Source organism: Pedobacter nyackensis, assembly GCF_032678475.1.
GTDB classification, from domain to species: Bacteria; Bacteroidota; Bacteroidia; order Sphingobacteriales; family Sphingobacteriaceae; genus Pedobacter; species Pedobacter nyackensis_A.
This window is the reverse complement of record NZ_JAVTSF010000002.1, coordinates 83,321-105,181: the sequence shown is the minus strand read 5'-3', so window position 1 is coordinate 105,181 and position 21,861 is coordinate 83,321. Positions and strand designations below refer to the sequence as shown.

Annotated in this window: 20 protein-coding genes; 8 read left to right on the top strand and 12 right to left on the bottom strand. The window is 39.2% G+C overall.

Annotated features, from left to right (window positions below; translation table 11 throughout):
• The first annotated feature begins 25 nt into the window (after window positions 1-25).
• Window positions 26-340, top strand: coding sequence for a DUF3467 domain-containing protein (locus R2Q84_RS08055; RefSeq protein ID WP_316816038.1), 315 nt, complete (start codon window positions 26-28; stop codon window positions 338-340).
• Here the strand turns inward: R2Q84_RS08055 and miaA are convergent.
• From miaA to R2Q84_RS08025, 6 genes are read right to left on the bottom strand one after another with little or no spacing between them, the layout of a single operon-like run.
• Window positions 337-1,245, bottom strand: coding sequence for a tRNA (adenosine(37)-N6)-dimethylallyltransferase MiaA (gene miaA, locus R2Q84_RS08050; RefSeq protein ID WP_316816037.1), 909 nt, complete (start codon window positions 1,243-1,245; stop codon window positions 337-339). The two genes, R2Q84_RS08055 and miaA, sit on opposite strands and share 4 nt — an antisense overlap.
• A 9-nt stretch (window positions 1,246-1,254) precedes the next feature.
• A complete protein-coding gene (locus tag R2Q84_RS08045; protein WP_316816036.1) occupies window positions 1,255-1,902 on the bottom strand; it encodes an IS1096 element passenger TnpR family protein in 648 nt (215 codons plus the stop codon).
• A 57-nt stretch (window positions 1,903-1,959) separates the two neighbouring features.
• A complete protein-coding gene (locus R2Q84_RS08040; RefSeq protein WP_316816035.1) occupies window positions 1,960-3,366 on the bottom strand; it encodes a CCA tRNA nucleotidyltransferase in 1,407 nt (468 codons plus the stop codon).
• Between the two features lie 26 nt (window positions 3,367-3,392).
• Complete coding sequence (locus R2Q84_RS08035) at window positions 3,393-3,959, bottom strand: L-threonylcarbamoyladenylate synthase (RefSeq protein ID WP_316816034.1); 567 nt, start codon at window positions 3,957-3,959, stop codon at window positions 3,393-3,395.
• Entirely contained in the window at window positions 3,940-5,091 is a 1,152-nt protein-coding gene (locus tag R2Q84_RS08030; protein ID WP_316816033.1) for a glycosyltransferase family 1 protein, read from the bottom strand. Before R2Q84_RS08030 ends, R2Q84_RS08035 begins: the two co-directional genes overlap by 20 nt.
• 4 nt (window positions 5,092-5,095) lie before the next feature.
• Entirely contained in the window at window positions 5,096-5,914 is an 819-nt protein-coding gene (locus tag R2Q84_RS08025; protein WP_410478411.1) for a 2,3,4,5-tetrahydropyridine-2,6-dicarboxylate N-succinyltransferase, read from the bottom strand.
• Window positions 5,915-6,030: 116 nt separating this feature from the next.
• Between R2Q84_RS08025 and R2Q84_RS08020 the strand changes: the two genes are divergently transcribed.
• The gene (locus R2Q84_RS08020; protein ID WP_316816032.1) at window positions 6,031-6,432 is read left to right on the top strand and encodes an RNA-binding S4 domain-containing protein; all 402 of its coding nucleotides are present in this window, start codon (window positions 6,031-6,033) and stop codon (window positions 6,430-6,432) included.
• Here R2Q84_RS08020 and R2Q84_RS08015 read toward each other — a convergent pair.
• Complete coding sequence (locus tag R2Q84_RS08015) at window positions 6,429-7,163, bottom strand: EcsC family protein (protein WP_316816031.1); 735 nt, start codon at window positions 7,161-7,163, stop codon at window positions 6,429-6,431. The two genes, R2Q84_RS08020 and R2Q84_RS08015, sit on opposite strands and share 4 nt — an antisense overlap.
• 108 nt (window positions 7,164-7,271) lie before the next feature.
• On the opposite strand from R2Q84_RS08015, the gene R2Q84_RS08010 reads away from it, so the two are divergent.
• Window positions 7,272-9,185: a TlpA disulfide reductase family protein gene (locus tag R2Q84_RS08010; RefSeq protein WP_316816030.1), complete on the top strand. Its 1,914-nt coding sequence runs from the start codon at window positions 7,272-7,274 to the stop codon at window positions 9,183-9,185.
• A 92-nt stretch (window positions 9,186-9,277) separates the two neighbouring features.
• Here the strand turns inward: R2Q84_RS08010 and R2Q84_RS08005 are convergent, their stop codons facing one another.
• A complete protein-coding gene (locus R2Q84_RS08005; protein WP_316816029.1) occupies window positions 9,278-9,862 on the bottom strand; it encodes an OmpH family outer membrane protein in 585 nt (194 codons plus the stop codon).
• A 146-nt stretch (window positions 9,863-10,008) separates the two neighbouring features.
• Here R2Q84_RS08005 and gyrB point away from each other — a divergent pair, with 146 nt between their 5' ends.
• Window positions 10,009-11,967, top strand: coding sequence for a DNA topoisomerase (ATP-hydrolyzing) subunit B (gene gyrB, locus R2Q84_RS08000; RefSeq protein ID WP_316816028.1), 1,959 nt, complete (start codon window positions 10,009-10,011; stop codon window positions 11,965-11,967).
• Window positions 11,968-12,205: 238 nt separating this feature from the next.
• On the opposite strand, the gene R2Q84_RS07995 is transcribed toward gyrB, so the two are convergent.
• Together R2Q84_RS07995 and mdh are read right to left on the bottom strand one after the other, a co-directional pair.
• Complete coding sequence (locus tag R2Q84_RS07995; RefSeq protein WP_316816027.1) at window positions 12,206-12,628, bottom strand: aspartyl protease family protein; 423 nt, start codon at window positions 12,626-12,628, stop codon at window positions 12,206-12,208.
• 26 nt (window positions 12,629-12,654) lie between these two features.
• Window positions 12,655-13,593 (bottom strand): malate dehydrogenase, encoded by a 939-nt coding sequence (gene mdh, locus R2Q84_RS07990; RefSeq protein ID WP_316816026.1) that lies wholly within the window; start codon window positions 13,591-13,593, stop codon window positions 12,655-12,657.
• Between the two features lie 145 nt (window positions 13,594-13,738).
• On the opposite strand from mdh, the gene R2Q84_RS07985 reads away from it, so the two are divergent.
• The 4 genes from R2Q84_RS07985 to R2Q84_RS07970 all read left to right on the top strand — a co-directional run bounded on the left by R2Q84_RS07985 (window position 13,739) and on the right by R2Q84_RS07970 (window position 20,182).
• Window positions 13,739-14,224, top strand: a complete 486-nt coding sequence (locus R2Q84_RS07985; RefSeq protein ID WP_316816025.1) for a lipocalin family protein — start codon at window positions 13,739-13,741, stop codon at window positions 14,222-14,224.
• 88 nt (window positions 14,225-14,312) lie between these two features.
• On the top strand, window positions 14,313-18,743 hold the full coding sequence (gene dnaE, locus R2Q84_RS07980) for a DNA polymerase III subunit alpha (RefSeq protein ID WP_316816024.1): 4,431 nt from the start codon (window positions 14,313-14,315) through the stop codon (window positions 18,741-18,743).
• A 134-nt stretch (window positions 18,744-18,877) separates the two neighbouring features.
• The gene (gene trxA / locus R2Q84_RS07975; RefSeq protein WP_316816023.1) at window positions 18,878-19,195 is read left to right on the top strand and encodes a thioredoxin; all 318 of its coding nucleotides are present in this window, start codon (window positions 18,878-18,880) and stop codon (window positions 19,193-19,195) included.
• A 66-nt stretch (window positions 19,196-19,261) separates the two neighbouring features.
• Window positions 19,262-20,182, top strand: a complete 921-nt coding sequence (locus tag R2Q84_RS07970) for a DUF58 domain-containing protein (RefSeq protein ID WP_316816022.1) — start codon at window positions 19,262-19,264, stop codon at window positions 20,180-20,182.
• 17 nt (window positions 20,183-20,199) lie between these two features.
• Here R2Q84_RS07970 and R2Q84_RS07965 read toward each other — a convergent pair whose 3' ends face one another.
• The gene (locus tag R2Q84_RS07965) at window positions 20,200-21,390 is read right to left on the bottom strand and encodes an aspartate aminotransferase family protein (RefSeq protein WP_316816021.1); all 1,191 of its coding nucleotides are present in this window, start codon (window positions 21,388-21,390) and stop codon (window positions 20,200-20,202) included.
• A 15-nt stretch (window positions 21,391-21,405) separates the two neighbouring features.
• Complete coding sequence (locus R2Q84_RS07960) at window positions 21,406-21,855, bottom strand: hypothetical protein (protein WP_316816020.1); 450 nt, start codon at window positions 21,853-21,855, stop codon at window positions 21,406-21,408.
• Between the last annotated feature and the right edge of the window lie 6 nt (window positions 21,856-21,861).

The following is a 21,861-nucleotide window of genomic DNA, read 5'->3' as shown; positions in this document are numbered from 1 at the left end:
GTGAAATTTTATCTAAGTTTGTTTTATGGAAGAACAAAACAACGATAACCAACTGAATATTGAACTTTCTGAGGAAATTGCAGAAGGGATATTTTCTAACCTAGCTATTATTACGCATTCTAATACAGAGTTTGTACTTGATTTTATCCGCGTAATGCCAGGTGTACCTAAGGCCAGAGTAAAATCGAGGATTATATTAACACCTGAGCATGCAAAAAGATTGGTGGCTGCTATGCTGGATAATATAGAAAAGTATGAAGCTATAAACGGGCGTATAAAAACACAGGAAGAGCCTCCTGGTTTTCCAATGAATTTTGGCGGACCAACCGCACAGGCTTAGTCTGTTGTCTTACTGATATAACTGATGACGGCATCATCTTGTCCGGGTTCAAACCAGGCGGTGCTGTCATCTCTCCTAAACCAGGTTAGCTGACGTTTGGCAAATCGCCTTGTGTTTTGTTTAATTTGGTCTACAGCTTCTTTTAAAGTACTTTCTCCATCCAGGTAATTAAATAATTCGGAGTAGCCTACAGTATTCAGGGCGTTAAGCTTTCTATAAGAACGTAAACTTTTAACTTCTTCGAGTAAGCCCGATTCCATCATTTTGTCTACCCGATGGTTTATGCGATTGTACAACGCAGTACGATCCATATTGAGACCTATTTTTACGATATTAAATGGTCTTGTCTTTTTGCTGTTGGTAAGATGTGACGATAGTTTTATACCAGTAGATAAATACACTTCTAATCCCCGGATCATACGCTGAGGGTTCGCCTGATCGACTTTTTGATAGTATTCAGGATCATATTCACTCAGCTGTTTTTTAATGGATTCTATGCCCTCATTCGCAAGCTGATCGTTTAGCTGTTCCCTGATATTTAAATCAATTTCAGGAAGATCATCCAGGCCTTTACAAACTGCGTCTATATAAAGACCAGAGCCGCCAACCATTACCAATAAATCATGCTTTTTAAAAAGCTGTTCCATGAGCGCAATGGCCTGTACTTCAAAATCACCTGTACTAAACAGGGTTTCAATGCTGTGAGAATTTATAAAGTGGTGGGGAGCGGCAGCAAGTTCTTCTGTGGAAGGTTTGGCTGTACCTATTTCCATTTCTTTAAAAAACTGCCTGGAATCGGCAGAGATAATTTCAGTTTGAAATTGCCTGGCTATTGAAATAGCCAGGGCTGTTTTTCCTATTCCTGTTGGGCCAACGACTACAACCAGGGTTTTATTTAATGCCATAATCAGGCATTAATAATCATCTTCTTTATATTCTTCGTCTTCGAACCCGTCATTGTCTGCGAATTCATCTTCATCAGACTCTTCTTCTTCTGAGTCGTCAGACTTTTCTTCTGCATTGATCCCCCTGCCGCCCATGGCTTCAAGTTCTTCTGTATCTTCAGGTACAAAGTCCATTTCATTCAGGAAGTCGAACTCTGTAGAAGCTGGAGCAGCAGATACTGCAACCGCGCCAAAATTATTTTTGTCAATTATTTTAGGGGCTTCACCTGTACTTTTTACCAGGAAAGGGTATTCAATATTAGGATCAGTATCCAATATGATTTTAATCAGTTCTACGTGAAAATCGAAAGGGCGGTCGAAGTTATAGATGTAGTAAAATTTCTGATGAGGGTCTTCGATGAATTTATTCAACTTAGAATTCTCCATTAAGGCTACGCCTCTGTCTATTTTACGTTGAATAGGCAGGTAAGCAATTTCGTCTCCTTTTATCCAGTTGTCAGTACTTACAAAAAACGAGGAAGGTTTTTCAGCAGAGTATCCGGTTGAACGGTGAATTGCTTTATGTAAATCTTCAAATGTCTGGGTTGACTTTATATCTATTTCCCTTACTACTTCATCGAAATCTTCGAAACTTATTCTAAATCTATAAATTGCCATTTTAGCCTCTTTTCTAGGTATAAAATTAAAAAATAAAATATACTTTATATAATTGTATTAACGCTTTATTGGTTGAAGACCAAATTCCTTCGCTTTTTCAAGCATAAATTCCAGTGCGTTGTCGTATGTGTTTGTTATTTCGCCTTCCAGAATTGCTTCCCTTATGGCATTTTTGATGAGGCCAACTTCCTTACCCGCACTCAGTCCAAATATTTCCATGATATCATTTCCTGAGATCGGAGGTTGCCAGTTTCTGATCTTGTCGCGTTCTTCGACATCCTTAAGCTTTTGTTTGACCAGCTCAAAGTTGTTGCGGTATTTTTTTACTTTGTATTCATTTTTTGTGGTGACATCTGCGTTGCAGAGCAGCATCAGGCTTTCAATATCTTCTCCTGCATCAAATAGTAACCTTCTAACTGCTGAATCTGTGACCACTTCCTGTGCAAGTACGATAGGGCGCAGGTGTAATTGAACCATTTTTTGCACAAACTTCATCTTTTCATTTAAGGGAAGTTTAAGATGTGCAAATATTTTAGGTACCATCCTGGCACCTTTATCTTCGTGACCATGAAAAGTCCAGCCATGACCTTCTTCAAAGCGTTTGGTTGCAGGTTTGGCAATATCATGTAAAATTGCTGCCCAGCGTAACCAAAGATCTTCAGTCGTTTCGCAGATGTTATCCAGTACTTGTAAGGTATGGTAAAAATTATCCTTATGGCCTTTCCCGTTAATAATATCCACACCATATAAATTGGCCATTTGTGGAAATATCAGGTGGAGCAGGCCCGTATCAAACAAGTATTTAAATCCAACGGATGGGACTTTTGAAAGTATGATCTTATTGAGCTCATCGGTAATGCGCTCCTTAGAAACAATGTTAATCCTATCTTTTTGCTTTTTTATAGCCGTTAAGGCCTGTTCTTCGATGGAGAAATTGAGCTGACTGGCAAATCTGATTCCGCGCATCATGCGCAATGGATCATCGGAAAAGGTAAGCTCGGGATCCAGGGGAGTCCTGATTAGTTTATTGTTAAGGTCGGTGATCCCATTAAATGGATCAATCAGCTGACCATAGTTTTCTTTGTTAAGTGAGATTGCCAATGCGTTGATCGTGAAATCTCTTCTTAACTGATCATCTTCAATCGTACCATTTTCAACAATAGGTTTTCGTGAATCGGAACGATAGGATTCTTTTCTGGCACCCACAAATTCTATTTCAAGATCCTGATATTTTAACATCGCTGTGCCGAAGTTTTTAAAAACTGCGACTTTACTTTTCAGGTGTTTGCCTGCAAGTTCAGCGAATTCAATACCATTCCCAAGTACAACAATATCAATATCTTTTGATGGCCTTTCGAGAAAAATATCTCTCACATAGCCGCCAATTATATAAGCTTCGATATGATGCTTGTGTGCAATATCGGCAAGAGCTTTAAAGACAGGGTGTTGTAAATGTTGTTCCATTGATGAGATTGCAAAAGTAGTAAAACTTACCTTCTAATAAAGGAAAATTGACCTCCGGGTGCTAATTTCATTATAGTCGATGGCTTTTTACTTATTCGAAGTTCTTGTTCCCAGTCTACTATATGATCTACCGCTTCTTTAATCTCATCACTGATCTCATCGAAGAAAAGAGGAGATGGTGCTCCCGATATATTCGCAGAAGTAGAGGTTATTGGTTTGCGGAAACGCTGAATAAGTTGCTGGCAAAACTCATGTTTGGCGATTCTTATTCCTACGCTTCCATCTGCATTGATAACATTGCTGGCTAGATTTTTTCCCCCGGGAAATACCAGGGTAAGTGGGTTTTCTGCATACTCTATCAGGTCATATGCCACGTCTGGCACTTCAGTCACATAACTTTGCAGTTTTGCATCTGTATCTAAAAGAATAATGAAGCTTTTATCAGCAGCACGGCCTTTAATTTCATTGATTTTTGCTACCGCTTGTTCATTTGTAGCGTCGCAGCCTAATCCCCAAATTGTATCAGTAGGGTAGAGTATCACACCACCATTCTTTAAAACAGTAAGGGCTTTTTCAATTTCTGTTCTTAGCATTTGGTAAAATTACAGTTTTATCCAAAGTTTTATGGTATAACTGCATCATTTGCCTGCTGATGTTTTCATTGTTAAATTTTTGAACATAAACCAAGCCTTTTTCCTTCATGTCAGCTTGTAAAGAAGGGTTTGCCAATACGTCATTTATGACTTTGGAAAGAGCTAAGTGATCATCGGGATGAACGTACAAGCTATTGGGGCCACCGGCTTCCTCCAGACAGGAGCCAGTTGCAGCAACGACCGGGACATGGCTATAAAGTGCTTCGATAATAGGTATGCCGAATCCTTCGTATACCGATGGGTAGGCAAATAACGAAGCCATTTGGTAAATAACAGGCAAATCAGTAAAAGGGATGTCTTTTAAAAATACTACCCGGTCTTGCAATCCTAACTTTTGGATTTCTTTTTCTACGAGTTTATAGTATGCGGTTTTTTTACCTATGACAACCAGTTTATAATTTTGGTCAATATGCTGTAGCGCTTTTACCAGGTTAACCAGGTTTTTTCTGGTTTCAATTGTGCCAACATTTAAAATGTATTTGACAGGTAGGTCGTATTTTTCTTTAACAAGCTTCTTTGTGTCGTTATTCGCCTGCGATTTAAAACTGTCATCACAACTTTGATAAACAACCTCTATTTTATTGGGGTCAGTTTTAAAAAGTTGTATAATATCCTGTTTGGTTTGTTCGCTAATGGCAATTATACGATCAGCGTGTTTGCAGGCGTATCTGGTTTTTAGCCTATAGATAGACCGGTCAATAAACCCGTAGTTCTGTGGGAATTTGATAAAAATCAGGTCGTGGATAGTGACAATAGAACGAATGCCTGTTTTGTGTATTCCAATTGGAAGTTCATGACTTAAGCCATGAAAAATATCTATATGGTCTTTTTTTAATTGGTTTTTGATACCCAGACTTCGCCAAAGTAAACTTTTTGTTTCAGGCAACTTCAGGCTTATGCCTTCAGTTTGCAGGAATGCATTGATTTGCGGCTTATCTTTTACTTTTGGGCTGTAAACGAAATATTGGTTTTGAGGGAAATATTTTGCGAGATGTGCAATTAGTGAGCGACTGTAATTTCCCAGACCTGTAAGGTTATTTGCAGCTCTCTTTCCGTCAAAACCAATATTCATTATCTTATACTGCTACATTGTTTTCTCTCAATGCATCATTAAGGGAAGTTTTTTTATCTGTTGATTCTTTACGTTTACCGATAATCAATGCACAAGGTACCTGGTATTCGCCAGCAGGGAATTTTTTAGCATAGCTGCCAGGAATTACCACTGAACGTGCAGGAACGATACCTTTATATTCAACAGGAGTAGGACCAGTTACGTCGATGATTTTAGTAGATGCTGTTAATACTACGTTTGCGCCTAAAACAGCTTCTTTTTCAACACGTACACCTTCAACAACGATTGCTCTTGAACCAAGGAAACAATTGTCTTCAATAATTACTGGTGCAGCCTGGATTGGCTCCAAAACACCACCGATACCAACACCACCACTTAAATGTACATGTTTTCCAATTTGAGCACATGAGCCTACAGTAGCCCAGGTATCTACCATTGTACCTTCATCCACGTAAGCACCTATGTTTACATAAGAAGGCATCATAATTACGCCTTTAGCCAGATAAGCACCATAACGTGCACTTGCACCAGGTACCACTCTAACACCTATTTCTTTGTAATTGGTTTTTAACTTCATTTTGTCATGGAAAACAAAAGGGCCAACTTCTATTTCCTTCATTTGTCTGATCGGGAAATAAAGTATTACTGCTTTTTTAATCCATTCATTGATACCCCAGGAGTTCAGTATTGGTTCTGCAACACGTAGTTCTCCTTTATCTAACTGCATAACTACAGTTTCAATTGCTTCGCAATGTTCACTATATTCTAATAAAGTTCTGTCTTCCCAAGCGGCTTCTACTAACTTTTTTAATTCTGCTATCATGATTGTATGTTATTTTTTGACAAAATAAATCAATTTTATGTATTGAGCGATCTTTTCTGTGTATTTTCCTATATAAAAGTTTTTAAAATTGTTATTATCGCTATTTTTGGGATGTTATGAGTGAACAGGAGAAATTAAGGATCGACAAATATTTATGGGCGATAAGGTTGTTTAAAACCCGAAGTTTAGCTACAGAGGCTTGTAAAGCAGGACGGGTTAAGTTTAAGGGACAGAATCTTAAGCCTTCAGCAATTGTAAAGCCCGGAGATGTTTATCAGGTATCAAAGGGAATAGAAAAGAAAGTGATTGAGGTTGTGGAGTTGTTGTATAACAGAGTTGAATCAAAGATTGCCGTTACCAAATACAAGGACATTACGCCTGAAGAGGAAACTCATGCTTATAAATCTGTTTTTCATGCCCCAACCTTAAAAAGAGATCGTGGTACGGGCAGGCCTACAAAGAAAGACAGAAGAGAGACGGATGATTTGATTGAAGGGCTGTTTGATAAAGAAGACTAGCCTGGTAATTTAGGCTGATCAATCAGCCGTAGTCTGTATGCCTGCATGGCAGTCTTTCCTAGTTTTTTTATCAGTTGATAATTTGCTACGGCACCGACAGCGGCACCTACTACAGGGAGTAATTGAGCCAATTTGGCCAGATCAATATAATCACGGTATTCCTGTTGAAAGGTTAACCAGTCGAAGTTTTCCGGGTTTTCAGGAAGTGTTTTGAGTTTGTTTTCCCAATCTTTAATATGTAAGAAAACTTTCGTAGTACCTTGTTTGCTGGAAAAGGCCAATTGAAATATGTATAAAATGTATAGTCTTTCACGGTAGTCTTTTACCTCGAAACCATAGAGAGAGGCAATTTCAAAAAGCAGTTTCATTTTAATTCCAATTAAAATTGGGAAATCAGCCATACTCATTAAAAAACCACCGGCACCTGTTATGCCTCCTTCTGCGGCACCGGTTTTGCAATAGGTGTCAATCTTTTGAAGTACAAGAGATTCTCTATGGATCAGGCTCATTTCCTGCGATGGTATAGTCGTGGTCGTATAAGTAGAGCCGTACAAGACTGTTTTTACCATTCCTTTCATTGCTACTGTAATCGCTTGATGAACTTTATCGGGGATGTAGCTATTGATCTTTTTCTGAATATTATGTGTAGCCTTGTTTAGAAAGGAAGGTTTCTGCATCATCTCTCTTTTCCAAAATTCAAGTTCAATTCTTATTTTTTCTTCATACCTCATCCTAAACAAAATTACAGTTATTCCATTAGATCTTTTTTTTTGATAATTGTTTCTTATGTGAAAGGAAAACTATATATTTAGTTATACATTTTTAATCTTAACTTCTTGATGATGAAATTATTTAAACAAGTTGTTGTTGGTCTGCTTTTCGCTGCTCCAGCTTTCGTGTATGCCCAAAATGTGAAGTTTGCTGACCCTAAGCCGGAAGCAGGTAGTGTGATCAGATTTACTTATGATCCGACGGGCACCAAGGTGACAGGTGGGGGAAATGTTCAGTGTTATGCTTATGTATTTCATAACACCAGGCAAAAAGTATCGGAAGTCAAAATGACAAAAATTGGTGCAACATACGTCGGAGAGATTCCCACGACTGACAGTACCAGCCTGGTTGCATTGCAGCTTTCTTCTGAGGGGAAAATAGATGAAAATGCGAACGGTTATTATACGCTGGTTTTTAAAGCGGGCAAGCAAACGCCATATACTTATTTAAGTGAGGCTATGTTACTGGATACTTATGGTCTTAATTTAAGAATGAAGCCTGATCAAGCCAAAGCAGCACTATTGTATAAACAAGCTTTTGATCTGATGCCAGCGTTGAAAAAAGGACAGCACGAGTATCGCTATTTTGTATGTTCCTATAACACTGATCCTGTTGGAGGTCGTCTGTTGCTGCTGAATCAAATAGCGAAATTATCCAAAACGTCGGACGAGCAGTCGATTTCGGAGACGATGAACCTATATCTAGTGCTAAAAGATCAAGCCAAAGCAGATTCAGTTAAGAAAGTGTTACTGACAAAGTTTCCGACTGGAAAATATGCATGGTCATTGGATTTTGGAGCGATCTTTACCGAAAGAGATCCGATAGCGTTTGAGGTAAAAGTAACACAACTCAAAAAGAAATATGGCTATGGCGATAGCATTGCTGATACGAAAAAGTTGTCTCCACTTTATGAACGTCTAGCATCTATGTATGGGGAAGCAGGTAATTATGAAAAGTTTGACTTTTATGCTGAAAAAATAATAAACAAGGGGAGTCGTGCGGGAATCTACAATTCAATAGCCTGGCCACTGGCTGAAAAGAATGAAAATTCAACATATGCTGCTAAAATTTCCAAATTGTCCCTGGATCTTTTGGAGGCGGCAAAGGATGATGAATATCCCATATATTTTGATAGTAAAGAGAGTTATCAGAATAGCTTACTACGTGGGTATGCAATGTTTGCTGACACCTATGCATTGATCTTACATAATCTGGGGAATGATGCTGAAGCTGTCATATATCAGGAGAAAGCAGGTGAGTATAGCGATGCGGAAGGGAACACCCGGTATGTGATGTATTTGGACTTGTCGGGCAATAAGGAAAAGGCGTTTGTTGAAGCTGAACGTTTTCTTAGAGAAGGGAAAGGGACAGCTGCGATGAGAGACCGGTTAAAATCTTTATATGCAGCAAAAGGGATGAGCATGCCGTTTGAAACTTATATAGTGGCTTTGGAGCGTGCTGTTAAAGAAAAGGAGCATGCAGACTGGGTAAAGAAGATGATTGATATCCCGGCTCCTGATTTTTCTTTGCTCAATCTTAAGGGAGAAACGGTAAGTCTGGCTAGTTTAAAAGGTAAAACCGTAATTCTGGACTACTGGGCTACATGGTGTGGCCCTTGTGTAGCATCATTTCCAGGAATGCAAAAGGCTGTAAGTAAGTATGCAGATAACCCTAATGTTGTGTTTTTATTTATCAATACCCGTCAGACTGAACCCAACAGGGAGGAATTGGTGAAGAAGTTTATTGCAGATAAAAAATATACATTCAATGTTCTATACGACACGAAAAGTAAGCAAGATCCGAATAAATTTGACCTTGTCAGTGCCTATGACGTGCCGGGAATTCCTACTAAATTTATCATAGATGGAAATGGAAAGATTAGATTTAAGGTTGTTGGATTCTCTGGATCCGCAGACGGGGTGGTCAGTGAGATAGATACCATGATTGGACTGGTTAATTCATCAGGTAATATGGGGAAATGATTTTTTTCTTGCTAATGCATGCTCAGAATATAAAAATTGCATAAAAAAAATGCCCCGTTAAGCGGGGCATTTTAAAATCGTATGAATAAATGTTATTTTTTGTAAGCTTCGTTTAATCCAACAATTACTTCGCTGGTTACATCTAAACTTTCATCAGCAAATAAAATTGTACCGTTTCCTTTTGAGTAACCTAGTACCATTTTATAACCTTTTTTCTTTGCGTATTCTTTTAAATAGTCTGCAACTTTATCGTACAGTTTTTCATTTTCTGCAGCTTGCTCATTCTGAATTGCAGCACCTGCATTTTGGGTGTAAGCTTGTAATTCCTGTTGTTTACGGGCCAGTCTTTCTTCAGTTGATGCTCTTTGATCAGCAGGAAGGGTATTGGCCTGTTGCTGATACTGGGCAACTTCACGTTGGAATGCCTGCTGTTTTGAAGCAAGGTCAGTTTGAGCTACCTTAGATTTACCTTCCAGCTTTACTTTTAAGTCTTTAAAGTACTGGTATTTTGTTAACAGGGAATCCGAGTTTACATAAACAATTTTTTCACTGCTTGAAACTGTGGTCGAATCTGTTTTCTTAACCGTAGCGCCTTTATCCTCTTTATTCTGGCAAGATGCCATAACGGAAACGATGGCTACTGCGGTGGCAATGCCGCCTAATGTTGTTTTTTTCATCCTTATAAATTGAGCTTTGGTCACCTTTAGGTAACTTTAGCAAACTTAGATAAAAAATATAATTTTCCAAGCCTAATAGTTATCCACATTTGCCTTAAATTGACCATAATTGGTTAAATTTGAATCTTATTGTTTTATAAAAAAATATGAGCGAAGAAAAAGATCCAAAGTCAAATTATTCGGCAGATAATATACAGGTATTAGAAGGTTTGGAAGCGGTGCGTAAGCGCCCTTCGATGTATATAGGCGATACTGGAATTAAAGGTTTGCATCACCTTGTATATGAGGTAGTAGACAACTCAATTGATGAGGCATTGGCAGGTCATGCTGATACCATTTACGTAAATATTTTAAAAGACAACTCTATCAGGGTTGAAGATAATGGTCGTGGTATCCCTACCGGGATCAATACCAAGGAGCAGAAATCGGCATTGGAAATTGTAATGACCGTACTGCATGCCGGTGGTAAATTTGATAAAGATACTTACAAGGTATCAGGTGGTTTGCACGGTGTGGGGGTGAGTTGCGTTAACGCATTATCTACACATTTAAGAGCTGAAGTTCACCGCGAAGGTAAGATATGGGTACAGGAGTATAATATCGGTAAGCCATTGTATGATGTTAAATCTATTGGTGATACCGATAAACGTGGTACGATTGTAACATTTAAACCTGATGAAACGATCTTTACACAAACTACAGAATATCGCTATGATACACTGGCTTCAAGGTTAAGAGAGCTTTCTTTCCTGAATAAAGGGATTAAGCTTACATTAACTGATGAGCGGGAAACACTTGAAAATGGCGAGTTCCTTTCAGAGCTTTTTCATTCAGAAGGCGGATTGAAAGAATTTGTTCAGTTTCTGGATGGTACACGTCCGTCATTAATTCCTGAACCAATTTATGTAGAGGGTATTAAAAACGGTATACCGGTAGAGCTTGCTTTACAGTATAATGATAGTTACTCTGAAAATGTACACTCTTATGTTAACAACATCAATACGCATGAAGGTGGTACACACATTGCCGGTTTTAGAAGAGGTTTAACCAGAACTTTGAAAGCTTATGCTGATAAATCCGGATTACTTAAAAACGTAAAATTTGAGATTACAGGTGATGACTTTAGAGAAGGTCTGACCGCAGTAGTATCTGTTAAAGTTCAGGAGCCTCAGTTTGAAGGACAAACTAAAACCAAATTAGGTAACTCTGAGGTAATGGGGGCTGTGGATATTGCAGTAGGTGAGGCTTTGGGTATTTACCTTGAAGAGTATCCTAAAGAAGCCAAGATGATCGTTAATAAGGTTATCCTGGCAGCAACAGCTCGTGCGGCAGCTCGTAAGGCCCGCGAAATGGTACAACGTAAAAGTGTTATGGGTGGCTCAGGCTTACCTGGTAAGCTTGCTGATTGTTCTGACAGTGATCCGGAAAAATGTGAGTTGTACCTGGTGGAGGGAGACTCTGCGGGTGGTACAGCCAAGCAGGGCCGTGATCGTAATTTCCAGGCTATCCTTCCTTTGAAAGGTAAAATCCTGAACGTTGAGAAAGCAATGGAACATAAGATCTATGAAAATGATGAGATCAAAAATATGTTTACAGCACTTGGTGTAAGTATAGGAACACCGGAAGATGATAAAGCGTTAAATTTAACTAAGCTTCGTTACCACAAGATTGTGATCATGACGGATGCTGATATTGATGGTTCACACATCACTACGCTTATCTTAACTTTCTTCTTCAGGTATATGAAAGCGCTTATTGAAGCTGGTTATGTTTACATAGCTGCGCCGCCTTTGTACCAGGTGAAAAAAGGTAAAGAGTTTGAATATTGTTGGAATGATAAGCAGCGTGATGCTGCTGTACAGCGCTTAAAAGGTGCCGGTAAGGAAGAAAGTGTACACATCCAACGCTATAAAGGTTTGGGTGAGATGAACGCTGAGCAGCTTTGGGATACTACATTGAACCCGGCTACTCGTACTTTGATGCAGGCAACGATTGAAAACGCTGCTGAGTGTGATCATACATTCTCTATGTTAATGGGAGATGAGGTTGCGCCTCGTAGAGAGTTTATCGAAAGAAATGCGAAGTATGCTAAGATTGATGCGTAGTGAAAATTAATAGATAAAAATAACGGATAAAAATAACCGTTTTCTTCGGAGTCTGGCATCTTTTGTTGAAAAAGCAAAAGCGCCTGAGGCCTCCTCTGAAAAGGTGATTTTTATTTTAGAAACATAACAAAACAGGGCCGCTAATTTAGCGGCCCTGTTTTGTTATAGGTGTATTTTTTATTTTATGTTGTAGGGTTGTCAATGAGTAGGCGTTGTTAGCATGCTATTGGTTGGGCTGTTATTTGTATAAGTACAGCTTCATTTTTTTATAGTTAATGATAGCATTGTATTTAAGGAGAAGGTCGCCGCCAATAATTGCAGCGATTGGAGGATGGCCAAGGCCTTGGTAGGCCTGGTTTACCGCTTCGAGATCCAGCGCTACAGCTTCGTAATCCCTTAAGATGAGGGCACCTATTTTAACTTTAGGGATAGTTGCCTGTAGGGTACTTGAAGTTGTGAATAGTGTGGTTGCATGTGTTTCTTCGGTGTTCTCGATGTTTTTAACATGGGTTTCGATAAAGGACTTGTCAAAAACAGATCTGGAAGCTCCGGTATCGACAACAGCCAATAGCTTTTGCCCAAAAACAACAATTTCCACCAAAAGGTGGAAACCATCGTCTTGTAAATTTATTAAGGTAAGCGGAACAGAAATTGTTCTCATTAATATGTTGTAATTCTTTTGTCGTCTTAAATCAGTTTCATGTCGGTTAACACCGCGTTCATATTACGTACGGCATCAGCACTTTTGTTAAACTCGGCTTGTTCTTCATCGCTAAGTTTAAAATCAAGAATTCTTTCCACACCGTTTTTGCCAATGATAACAGGGACAACCAGTGATATATCTTTTTGCCCGTATTCACCATCCAGGTAAACACCTGAGGAGATTAATTTTTTCTCATCACGTACAATACTTTCAACCATTGCTGCGGTACCTGCTCCAGGTGCATACCATGCAGAAGTACCAATTAAGCCAGTTAACGTAGCACCACCAACCATAGTTGCTTTTACTACTTTGTCTTGTTGCTCTTTGCTTAATAGCTGGGTAACCGGAATGCTGTTCCATGTTGCATGGTTAATCAAAGGGATCATTGTTGTATCGCCATGACCGCCAATCACCACCGCATTAAGATCGGCAGGTGAACAGCCCAATTCAAGGCTGAGGTAATATTTAAATCTTGAAGAATCCAAAGCACCACCCATACCCAGGATCCGATTTTTAGGTAGTCCTGATGTTTTTAAAGTAAGGTAGTTCATGGTATCCATTGGGTTTGAAACCACAATGATAATAGTGTTCGGCGAATATTTTAAAATGTTCTCGGTAACACCTTTCACGATATTGGCGTTGGTTCCGATCAATTCTTCACGGGTCATGCCGGGTTTGCGTGGTAATCCCGAAGTAATGACAACTACTTCAGAGTCAGCTGTACTGGCATAGTCGTTGGTAACACCTTTAATTTTTGTGTCGAAGCCCAATAAAGCGGCTGTTTGCATCATATCAATAGATTTGCCTTCAGCAAAACCTTCTTTGATGTCCAGTAAAATAAGTTCTTCAGCTAATTCTTTTCTGGCAATATTATCTGCACAAGTAGCACCTACGGCGCCTGCACCTACAACTGTTATCTTCATAAATATTTTTTTTATGTACGTTACCTCTGTCGAAGTTATAAAATAACATGAGTTTAAAAAATGCTTTTGAAAACTTTATTCTTGGTTAGGGGTTTTATGATAAAGAATTTACATTTGCCAAATACTAGATAATCGGAGACATATTATGGACAACCAACCAGTACAACGAGTTGATATTATGGCATATGCTGGAAAGTGGTATTCGTTGTATTCCATCCCAACATTTATGGATAAGCATTGGCGACAAAAAGTCGAAACCTATGTTATTCACCCAGATGGTTACTATGCTGTGTTTACTACTTACAATATTGTTGGAGAGCAAAAACGGAAGTATATCAGGTCTAAGCTTTTTGTAGTAAGAGGAACTGGCAATGCAGTTTTTAAAGCACAGCTGGTCTGGCCCTTTAAAGTTGATTATTGGGTAATTGAATTGGCCGAAGATTATTCCTATGTGGTTGTAGGACATCCTAAACATGAAAGGCTTTATATCATGTCGCGAAAGCCGGAAATGGCAAAAGAACTGCTTAATGAGATCATTAATCGATGCAGTAAGAAGGGGTACGATACCAGTAAACTTGTGTTTCAGGAGCATAAGGCTGTGCATCAGGAGCCTGAAAAGGAACACGCTTAAAATTACAATTCCATTGATCAAAGGCAGCTAAAAATCCGTATTTTTGGGCAACCATTTTCATTTCAGAAAGGGAGAATAATTACCAGCTATGTATTTAATATTTGATACCGAAACCACAGGTTTACCACGCAATTGGAATGCGCCAATTACTGATACAGACAATTGGCCTAGGTGTATTCAGATTGCATGGCAATTACACGATGAGCTTGGTAATCTTATCGAACACCAGGATTACCTGGTAACACCTGATGGATTTAATATTCCATACGATGCTGAACGTATCCACGGAATCTCTACAGAACTTGCCGCCGAACAGGGGGTGCCACTTAGCGAGGTTTTAGAAAAGTTTAATATTGCTTTATCCAAAGCCAAGTTTGTAGTAGGCCAGAATATTGGTTTTGACGTCAATATCATGGGTTGCGAGTTTCACCGACTGGGTGTTGACAGTCCGATGGCGCAAATGCCTGTATTGGATACCTGTACTGAAACCACGGCTGAGTTGCTTAAACTTCCCGGCGGTCGCGGTGGTCGATTTAAACTGCCTACCTTAACGGAACTTCACCAGTATCTTTTTGGTGAGCCTTTTTCTGAAGCGCACAATGCTACTGCCGATGTGGAAGCTACGACCCGTTGCTTTTTACAATTAATCAGGTTAGAAGTTTTCAGATTAGATCAGCTTCAGGCCGATCAGGCATACATTCAACGTTATAAAGAAAATACTCCGCAGGTATTTGAACGTGTCGGCTTAAATCACGTTAACCTTAAATCTGCATCAGATGAAATCAGGAAGCGGTTACAACAAACTGAAGCGCCTAAGGTTTCTAAGTCTACATTAAATGAGAATAAGCGTGAATTAGCTGCGGCTAATTTTGCGCATTTACATAATCATACGCAGTTTTCTGTACTGCAGTCTACCATTAACATCCCTTCTCTTATTAAAGCAACAGCTGGCTTTAAAATGCCTGCGGTAGCGATGACTGATCATGCTAATATGATGGGGGCTTTCCACTTTGTGGCGCAGGTACTTAATCATAATAAGGGTGTCGAAGCCAGAAATCAGGCGGCTATTGATGAAGGGAAAACACCTGAAGAGACCATTATAAAGCCTATTGTAGGTTGTGAATTCTTCGTATGTGAAAATCATCTGGATAAAAGCAGGAAAGATAACGGTTACCAGGTGGTCTTACTGGCTAAAAATAAAGCTGGTTACCATAACCTGGCTAAAATGTCGTCCATCGCTTATACCAAAGGCTTTTATTACATCCCAAGGATAGATAAAGCTGTTATAGAGCAATATAAAGATGATGTTATAGTATTGTCTGGTAACTTGTATGGAGAGATTTCCAGTAAATTGTTGAACCTTGGTGAAAAACAAGCCGAGGAAGCATTATTGTGGTGGAAAGATCAGTTTGGTGAAGATTTTTATATCGAGCTGATGCGCCATAGCCAGGAAGACGAAGACATCGTAAATGCTTCCCTGGTTACATTGGCCAAAAAACATGACGTTAAGCTAATTGCCACCAATAACACCTATTACATCAATAAAAAAGATGCCAACGCACACGATATTTTATTGTGTGTTAAAGATGGTGAAAAGCAGGCTACTCCAATAGGACGGGGTAGAGGTTTTAGATTTGGTTTGCCTAATCAGGAGTACTATTTTAAGTCGTCTGAGGAAATGAAAAATCTGTTTGCAGATTTGCCAGAGGCGATTCTGAACATTCAGGAAATTGTTGATAAGATTGAAATCTATAAACTCGCACGTGAAGTCCTCTTACCTAAATTTGATATCTCTGACGAATTTCTGGTCAAAGAAGATGAAGAAGATGGAGGTAAAAGAGGGGAAAATAAATTCCTAAGACATCTAACATATGTAGGTGCCAAAAAACGATACGGAGAAATTACGCCGGATATTGTTGAACGACTTGATTTTGAGCTGCAAACTATTGAAAAAACAGGATATCCGGGATATTTTCTGATTGTACAGGATTTTATTGCGGAGGCCAGGAACCTGGATGTATCTGTTGGACCGGGAAGGGGGTCCGCAGCAGGATCGGCTGTGGCTTATTGTTTGGGTATTACAAATATTGACCCGATTAAGTATGATCTCCTTTTTGAGCGTTTCCTGAATCCTGACCGTGTATCCATGCCCGATATTGATATCGATTTTGATGATGAAGGCCGTGGTAGGGTAATGGATTATGTAATCAAAAAGTACGGTGCCAATCAGGTGGCCCAAATTATCACCTATGGTACCATGGCAGCCAAATCATCAGTAAAGGATACGGCGCGTGTACTTGATTTACCTTTATTTGAGGCTGAAAAGATTGCGAAGCTTATTCCAAACATGAAGCTGGCCAAGATCTTCACGCTTGATGAAAAGAACTTAAAAGAAGCCTTACGTGCAGATGAATATGAAAAGGTACTGGAGCTTAAAAATCTGGCAGACGCAAAAGATCTAGGTGCGAAAACGCTGGAACAGGCCCAAATCCTGGAAGGTTCTTTAAGGAATACTGGTATTCACGCTTGCGGGGTAATCATTACACCAAGTGATATTACTAATTTTGTTCCTGTTTCAGTCGCAAAAGATTCTGATCTCTATGTAACACAGTTTGACAACTCGGTGGTTGAAAGTGCTGGCTTGTTAAAAATGGACTTTCTGGGGTTAAAAACTTTGACCCTGATTAAGGATACTGTTAAACTTGTTAAATTTAGACATGATATAGATCTCGATCCGGATAATTTCCCGATTGATGATGAAAAAACCTACGAGCTTTTCCAAAGAGGTGAGACCATTGGTATCTTCCAATATGAGAGTACGGGAATGCAGAAATACATGAAGGAGTTAAAGCCTACAGTATTTGCCGATTTAATTGCGATGAACGCTTTGTATCGTCCAGGTCCGCTGGAATATATTCCCAGTTTCGTACGTAGAAAAAATGGTGAGGAAGAGATCAAATACGATTTAGATGCTTGTGAAGAATATCTGAAAGAAACTTACGGAATTACCGTATACCAGGAACAGGTGATGCTTTTGTCGCAGAAGCTTGCAGGCTTTACCAAAGGTGAGGCCGATGTTTTGCGTAAGGCGATGGGTAAGAAACAGAAGGATGTACTGGATAAAATGAAGCCTAAGTTTGTGAAGCAGGCTGCAGAAAAAGGCCATGATGCATCTGTTTTGGAAAAGATCTGGAAAGATTGGGAGGCATTTGCATCTTATGCTTTTAATAAATCCCACTCTACCTGTTATGCCTGGATTGCTTATCAGACAGCCTATTTAAAAGCGCACTTTCCGGCAGAATATATGGCTGCCGTGTTATCAAATAACATGAATGACATTAAGCAGGTAGCCTTCTTTATGGAAGAATGCAAGCAAATGGGGGTTCAGGTTCTTGGTCCTGATGTAAACGAGTCTGGTACAAAATTCTCTGTAAATAGCCAGGGGGAAGTTCGTTTTGGCTTGTCGGGTGTTAAGGGTGTAGGAGAGAAAGCGGTAGAAAGTATTATAGAAGACCGCGCCGAAAAAGGATTGTATAAAGATCTTTATGATTTTGCCAGAAGGTCTAACACACGTACAGTAAATAAAAAGGCTTACGAGAGTTTTGTATATAGCGGGGCTTTTGATTGTTTCGGAAATCATAGGGCACAGTATTTCTTTGTTGGGATTAACGATAAATTAAATGGGATAGAAAAGGTTATAAAATATGCCAATGATTTTCAGAATAATGAATCGTCATCACAATCCTCTTTGTTCGGTGGTTCTGTGGCAGACCTGATTCTCGAGCCTGCCTTGCCGGTTGCTCCGGAGTGGAGCTTAATAGACCGGCTCAAATATGAAAAGGATGCAATTGGTATCTTTTTGTCAGGACACCCGTTAGATAACTATAAGCTGGAACTTAAAGAGTTTTGCCAGCATAAAGTACGACACCTGGCTTTGGTGAACAAGATAAGGACTGGGGATACAAATGAGGAGGTGCTTGCTGAATTTGAAACCATAAAGAACCGTGAGTTGGTAGTTGGAGGACTTGTTGTAGTAGCTGCACAACGTATGACAAAGACAGGTAAACCTTTTGGTACCATGGTATTTGAAGATTATGACGACACCAGTGAACTGGCATTATTTGGAGATGACTTTATCAAATTCAAACAATTCTTGACGGATGGGTATTTTCTTCAGATCCGTGGAAGAGTTGGAGAGCGTTTTAGAAAAGAAGGTGACTGGGAGTTTAAAATTACTTCTATCAACCTGATGTCGGAATTAAGAGATAAACTTGCTAAAAGTGTAACGATACAAGTTCCAATAGAGCGTGTGAATGATGACTTTATGAGTCAGGTGTTGGCTATTCTGGAAAATAATAAAGCGACTACAGAGCAGCAGAACTGCCAATTGCTTTTTGATGTGTACGACAGGGAGCAAAATGTAGTAGTTAAATTACCTTCAAAGTCGATGAAAATCAATCCTACGAACGATTTCCTGGCCCAATTGGATGCTTTACAGGTAAGTGCTAAGTTGAACTAATGTCATAATGGCATTAGCTGGCTTGATGGCATTACAATTGATTATATATTTGTAGTCTGCAGGGGTTATACGATTTTAAATGGATCATGCTCCGGCAAGCTAAGTAAGAGAACTAATTATAAAAAAATAGAATTATGGCTTTAGAAATCACAGATGCTAACTTCGAGGAAGTTGTGTTAAAATCAGATAAACCCGTTTTAGTTGACTTTTGGGCAGAATGGTGTGGTCCATGTCGCATGGTAGGTCCTGTTGTAGACGAAATTTCAAAAGAATACGAAGGAAAAGCAATCGTTGGAAAAGTGAACGTTGATAACAACCCTCAAATTTCTACTCAGTTTGGTATCCGTAACATCCCGGCTTTATTGTACTTTAAAAACGGTGAAGTAGTAGATAAACAAGTTGGTGCTGTGCCTAAATCAGTACTTGCTCAGAAATTAGATAAACAGTTATAATAACTTAATATCATTCCAAAAAAAAAGCGTTCATAACATTATGAACGCTTTTTTTATATTTACACTATGCAGTCGCCCATTGATGAACAAAGTCTACATGTTAATGCTAACCTGGAGTTGCTTGCCCGGCAGGTAGTTGAGGGGTTTATTACCGGTTTGCATAAAAGCCCATTTCATGGTTTTTCTGTTGAATTTGCGGAACATCGGCTTTACAATATAGGGGATAATGTTAAAAACATAGACTGGAAGCTTTATGCGCGTACAGATAAGCTATTTAGCAAGCGATATGAAGAAGAAACTAACCTGCGTTGTCAGTTTATTATCGACGTCTCTTCTTCCATGTATTTTCCCTTGAAAGCTTATAACAAGCTTAATTTTTCGGTACAAGCAGTTGCGTCTTTAATTTATCTGCTAAAAAGGCAGCGCGATGCATTTGGACTTAGCCTTTTTACCGATCACCTGATCTTAAATACACCTGCAAAATCTACCACCACTCATCAGAAGTTTCTTTTCTCTAAGCTGGAAGAGATTTTGAAAACGGAACAGTTAAATGTACAGACTAACCTGGAGCAGGCTCTACATCAGATTGCGGAATTGATTCATAAGCGTTCTCTGGTGGTTGTTTTTAGTGATATGTTAAGTACGGTCCAGGATGAAAAACATATTGACGATTTATTCTCGGCCCTTCAGCACCTCAAATTCAATAAGCATGAAGTCGTTATTTTTAATGTAACAGATAAAGCAAAAGAAGTTGAATTTAACTTTGAGAACCGCCCGTATCAGTTTATTGACATGGAAACTGGTGCTGTCTTGAAAACGCATACTTCAAAAGTTAAGGATGCTTACCTTACCAAAATGGAAGCATACCGACAAATTATCCAGTTAAAATGTACACAGTACAAAATAGATATGATTGATGCGGATATTGCAAAAGGCTTTCACCCGATACTACAAGCCTATCTGATAAAACGACAAAAAATGAATTAATATTTAACAGTAGGACGCTAAGCTATTATTGTATTTACGTTCTTTAGGATAACCGCACAAGCCCATTCAATTTCCTCTTCAGTAATAATAAGTGGCGGTGCGAGGCGCATCGCATTGCTACAATGCAGAAACCAGTCGCTGATTACCCCATCGGCAATACATGCGTCGATAACCTTTTTATTCATTTCGAAATTTTCAAAAACGATAGCCATCATCAAACCAATACCACGAACTTCTTTAATGGCCGGATGCTGAAGTAGTTTTTTGAAGAGCAAGCCTTTTTCAGTTACCCCATCTACTATATTTTCATTGACTATAGTTTGTAAGGTAGCCAAACCAGCAGCGCAGCTTACCGGGTGACCGCCAAAGGTGGTAATATGTCCAAGGATAGGATTTGTAGCCAAAGTAATCATGATCTCACGAGAGCTGATGAAAGCCCCGATTGGCATGCCTCCTCCAATTCCTTTCGCCAGTAAAAGTATGTCGGGAACGATGTTGAAATGTTCAAAGCCAAACATTTTTCCAGTACGGCCAAAACCGCATTGTATCTCATCAAATACCAATAATGCACCTGTTTCAGTACATTTTTTTCTTAACGCTTCAAAATAGGCCTTATCGGCTATCCTGATCCCCGCTTCACCCTGTACCGTTTCTACAAATACAGCTGCGGTTTTTTCGGTAATGAATTCCAGATCTGGAAGCACACCGTAATGGATAAATTTAACGCCTGGTAACAGAGGCCTGTATGCTTGCTTAAATTCTTCATTTCCCATCAAACTAAGCGCGCCCTGGGTACTGCCATGATAAGAATTATAACAGGAAATAATTTCAGCGCGATGTGTGTATCTTTTAGCCAGTTTCATGGCTCCTTCAACTGCTTCAGCTCCCGAATTTACGAAATATGTGCAGTTTAAGCTGGGGGGTAACACATCTGCAAGTGCTTTTGCAAAGTTAACCTGCGGGCTTTGAACAAACTCACCATACACCATAATGTGCATATAACTGGCAGCTTGTTCCTGAACGGCGGCAACTACCGATGGATGACAGTGTCCAACATTGCTTACACCAATGCCGGCAATTAAATCCATATATCTTTTGCCTTGGCTATCATAGAGATACATGCCATTGGCCTTGTTGAATTCTAAAAGAAGAGGTTCAAGAGTAGTCTGGGCGTTGTGTTGTAGAAATAATTGGCGTTGTGTAAGCATGGCCAAAAATACGAATTAATTCCGTTGCCCGCCGCTGTTGTTTCTGTATTTAGCTAGTAGTTCTCTTTTAAAAGCTTCCTGAGCGCGGTAAAATTTACCTACTACTTTGATTGGTAGGTTAGAACTTAACTTATAATAATATTTTTTATCAAGGTTCAGTTCACGCTGTTTATAACTGAAATCATTTAGAATTAATGTTTGAACCTGCGTGTCCGATAATTCTTCAATTTCAGTGATTTTCCTGAAGCTGATCATTTGCATACGTTCTTTACGCAAGTTGGTTTGTTCCCTTTGCCAATCATTATAAATTGGCCAGAAAACCTTTGCTTCTTCGGGCGAAAGCTCAAGTTTCTGAGTTAAATAAGCAATTTTATACGATTCAATTTCATCACTGCGTTCGCCAGGCCTTTGTGCCATAGTCACAATAGGAATTAAAAAGAGCATAGCGATAATTAACTGTTTCATTTTATG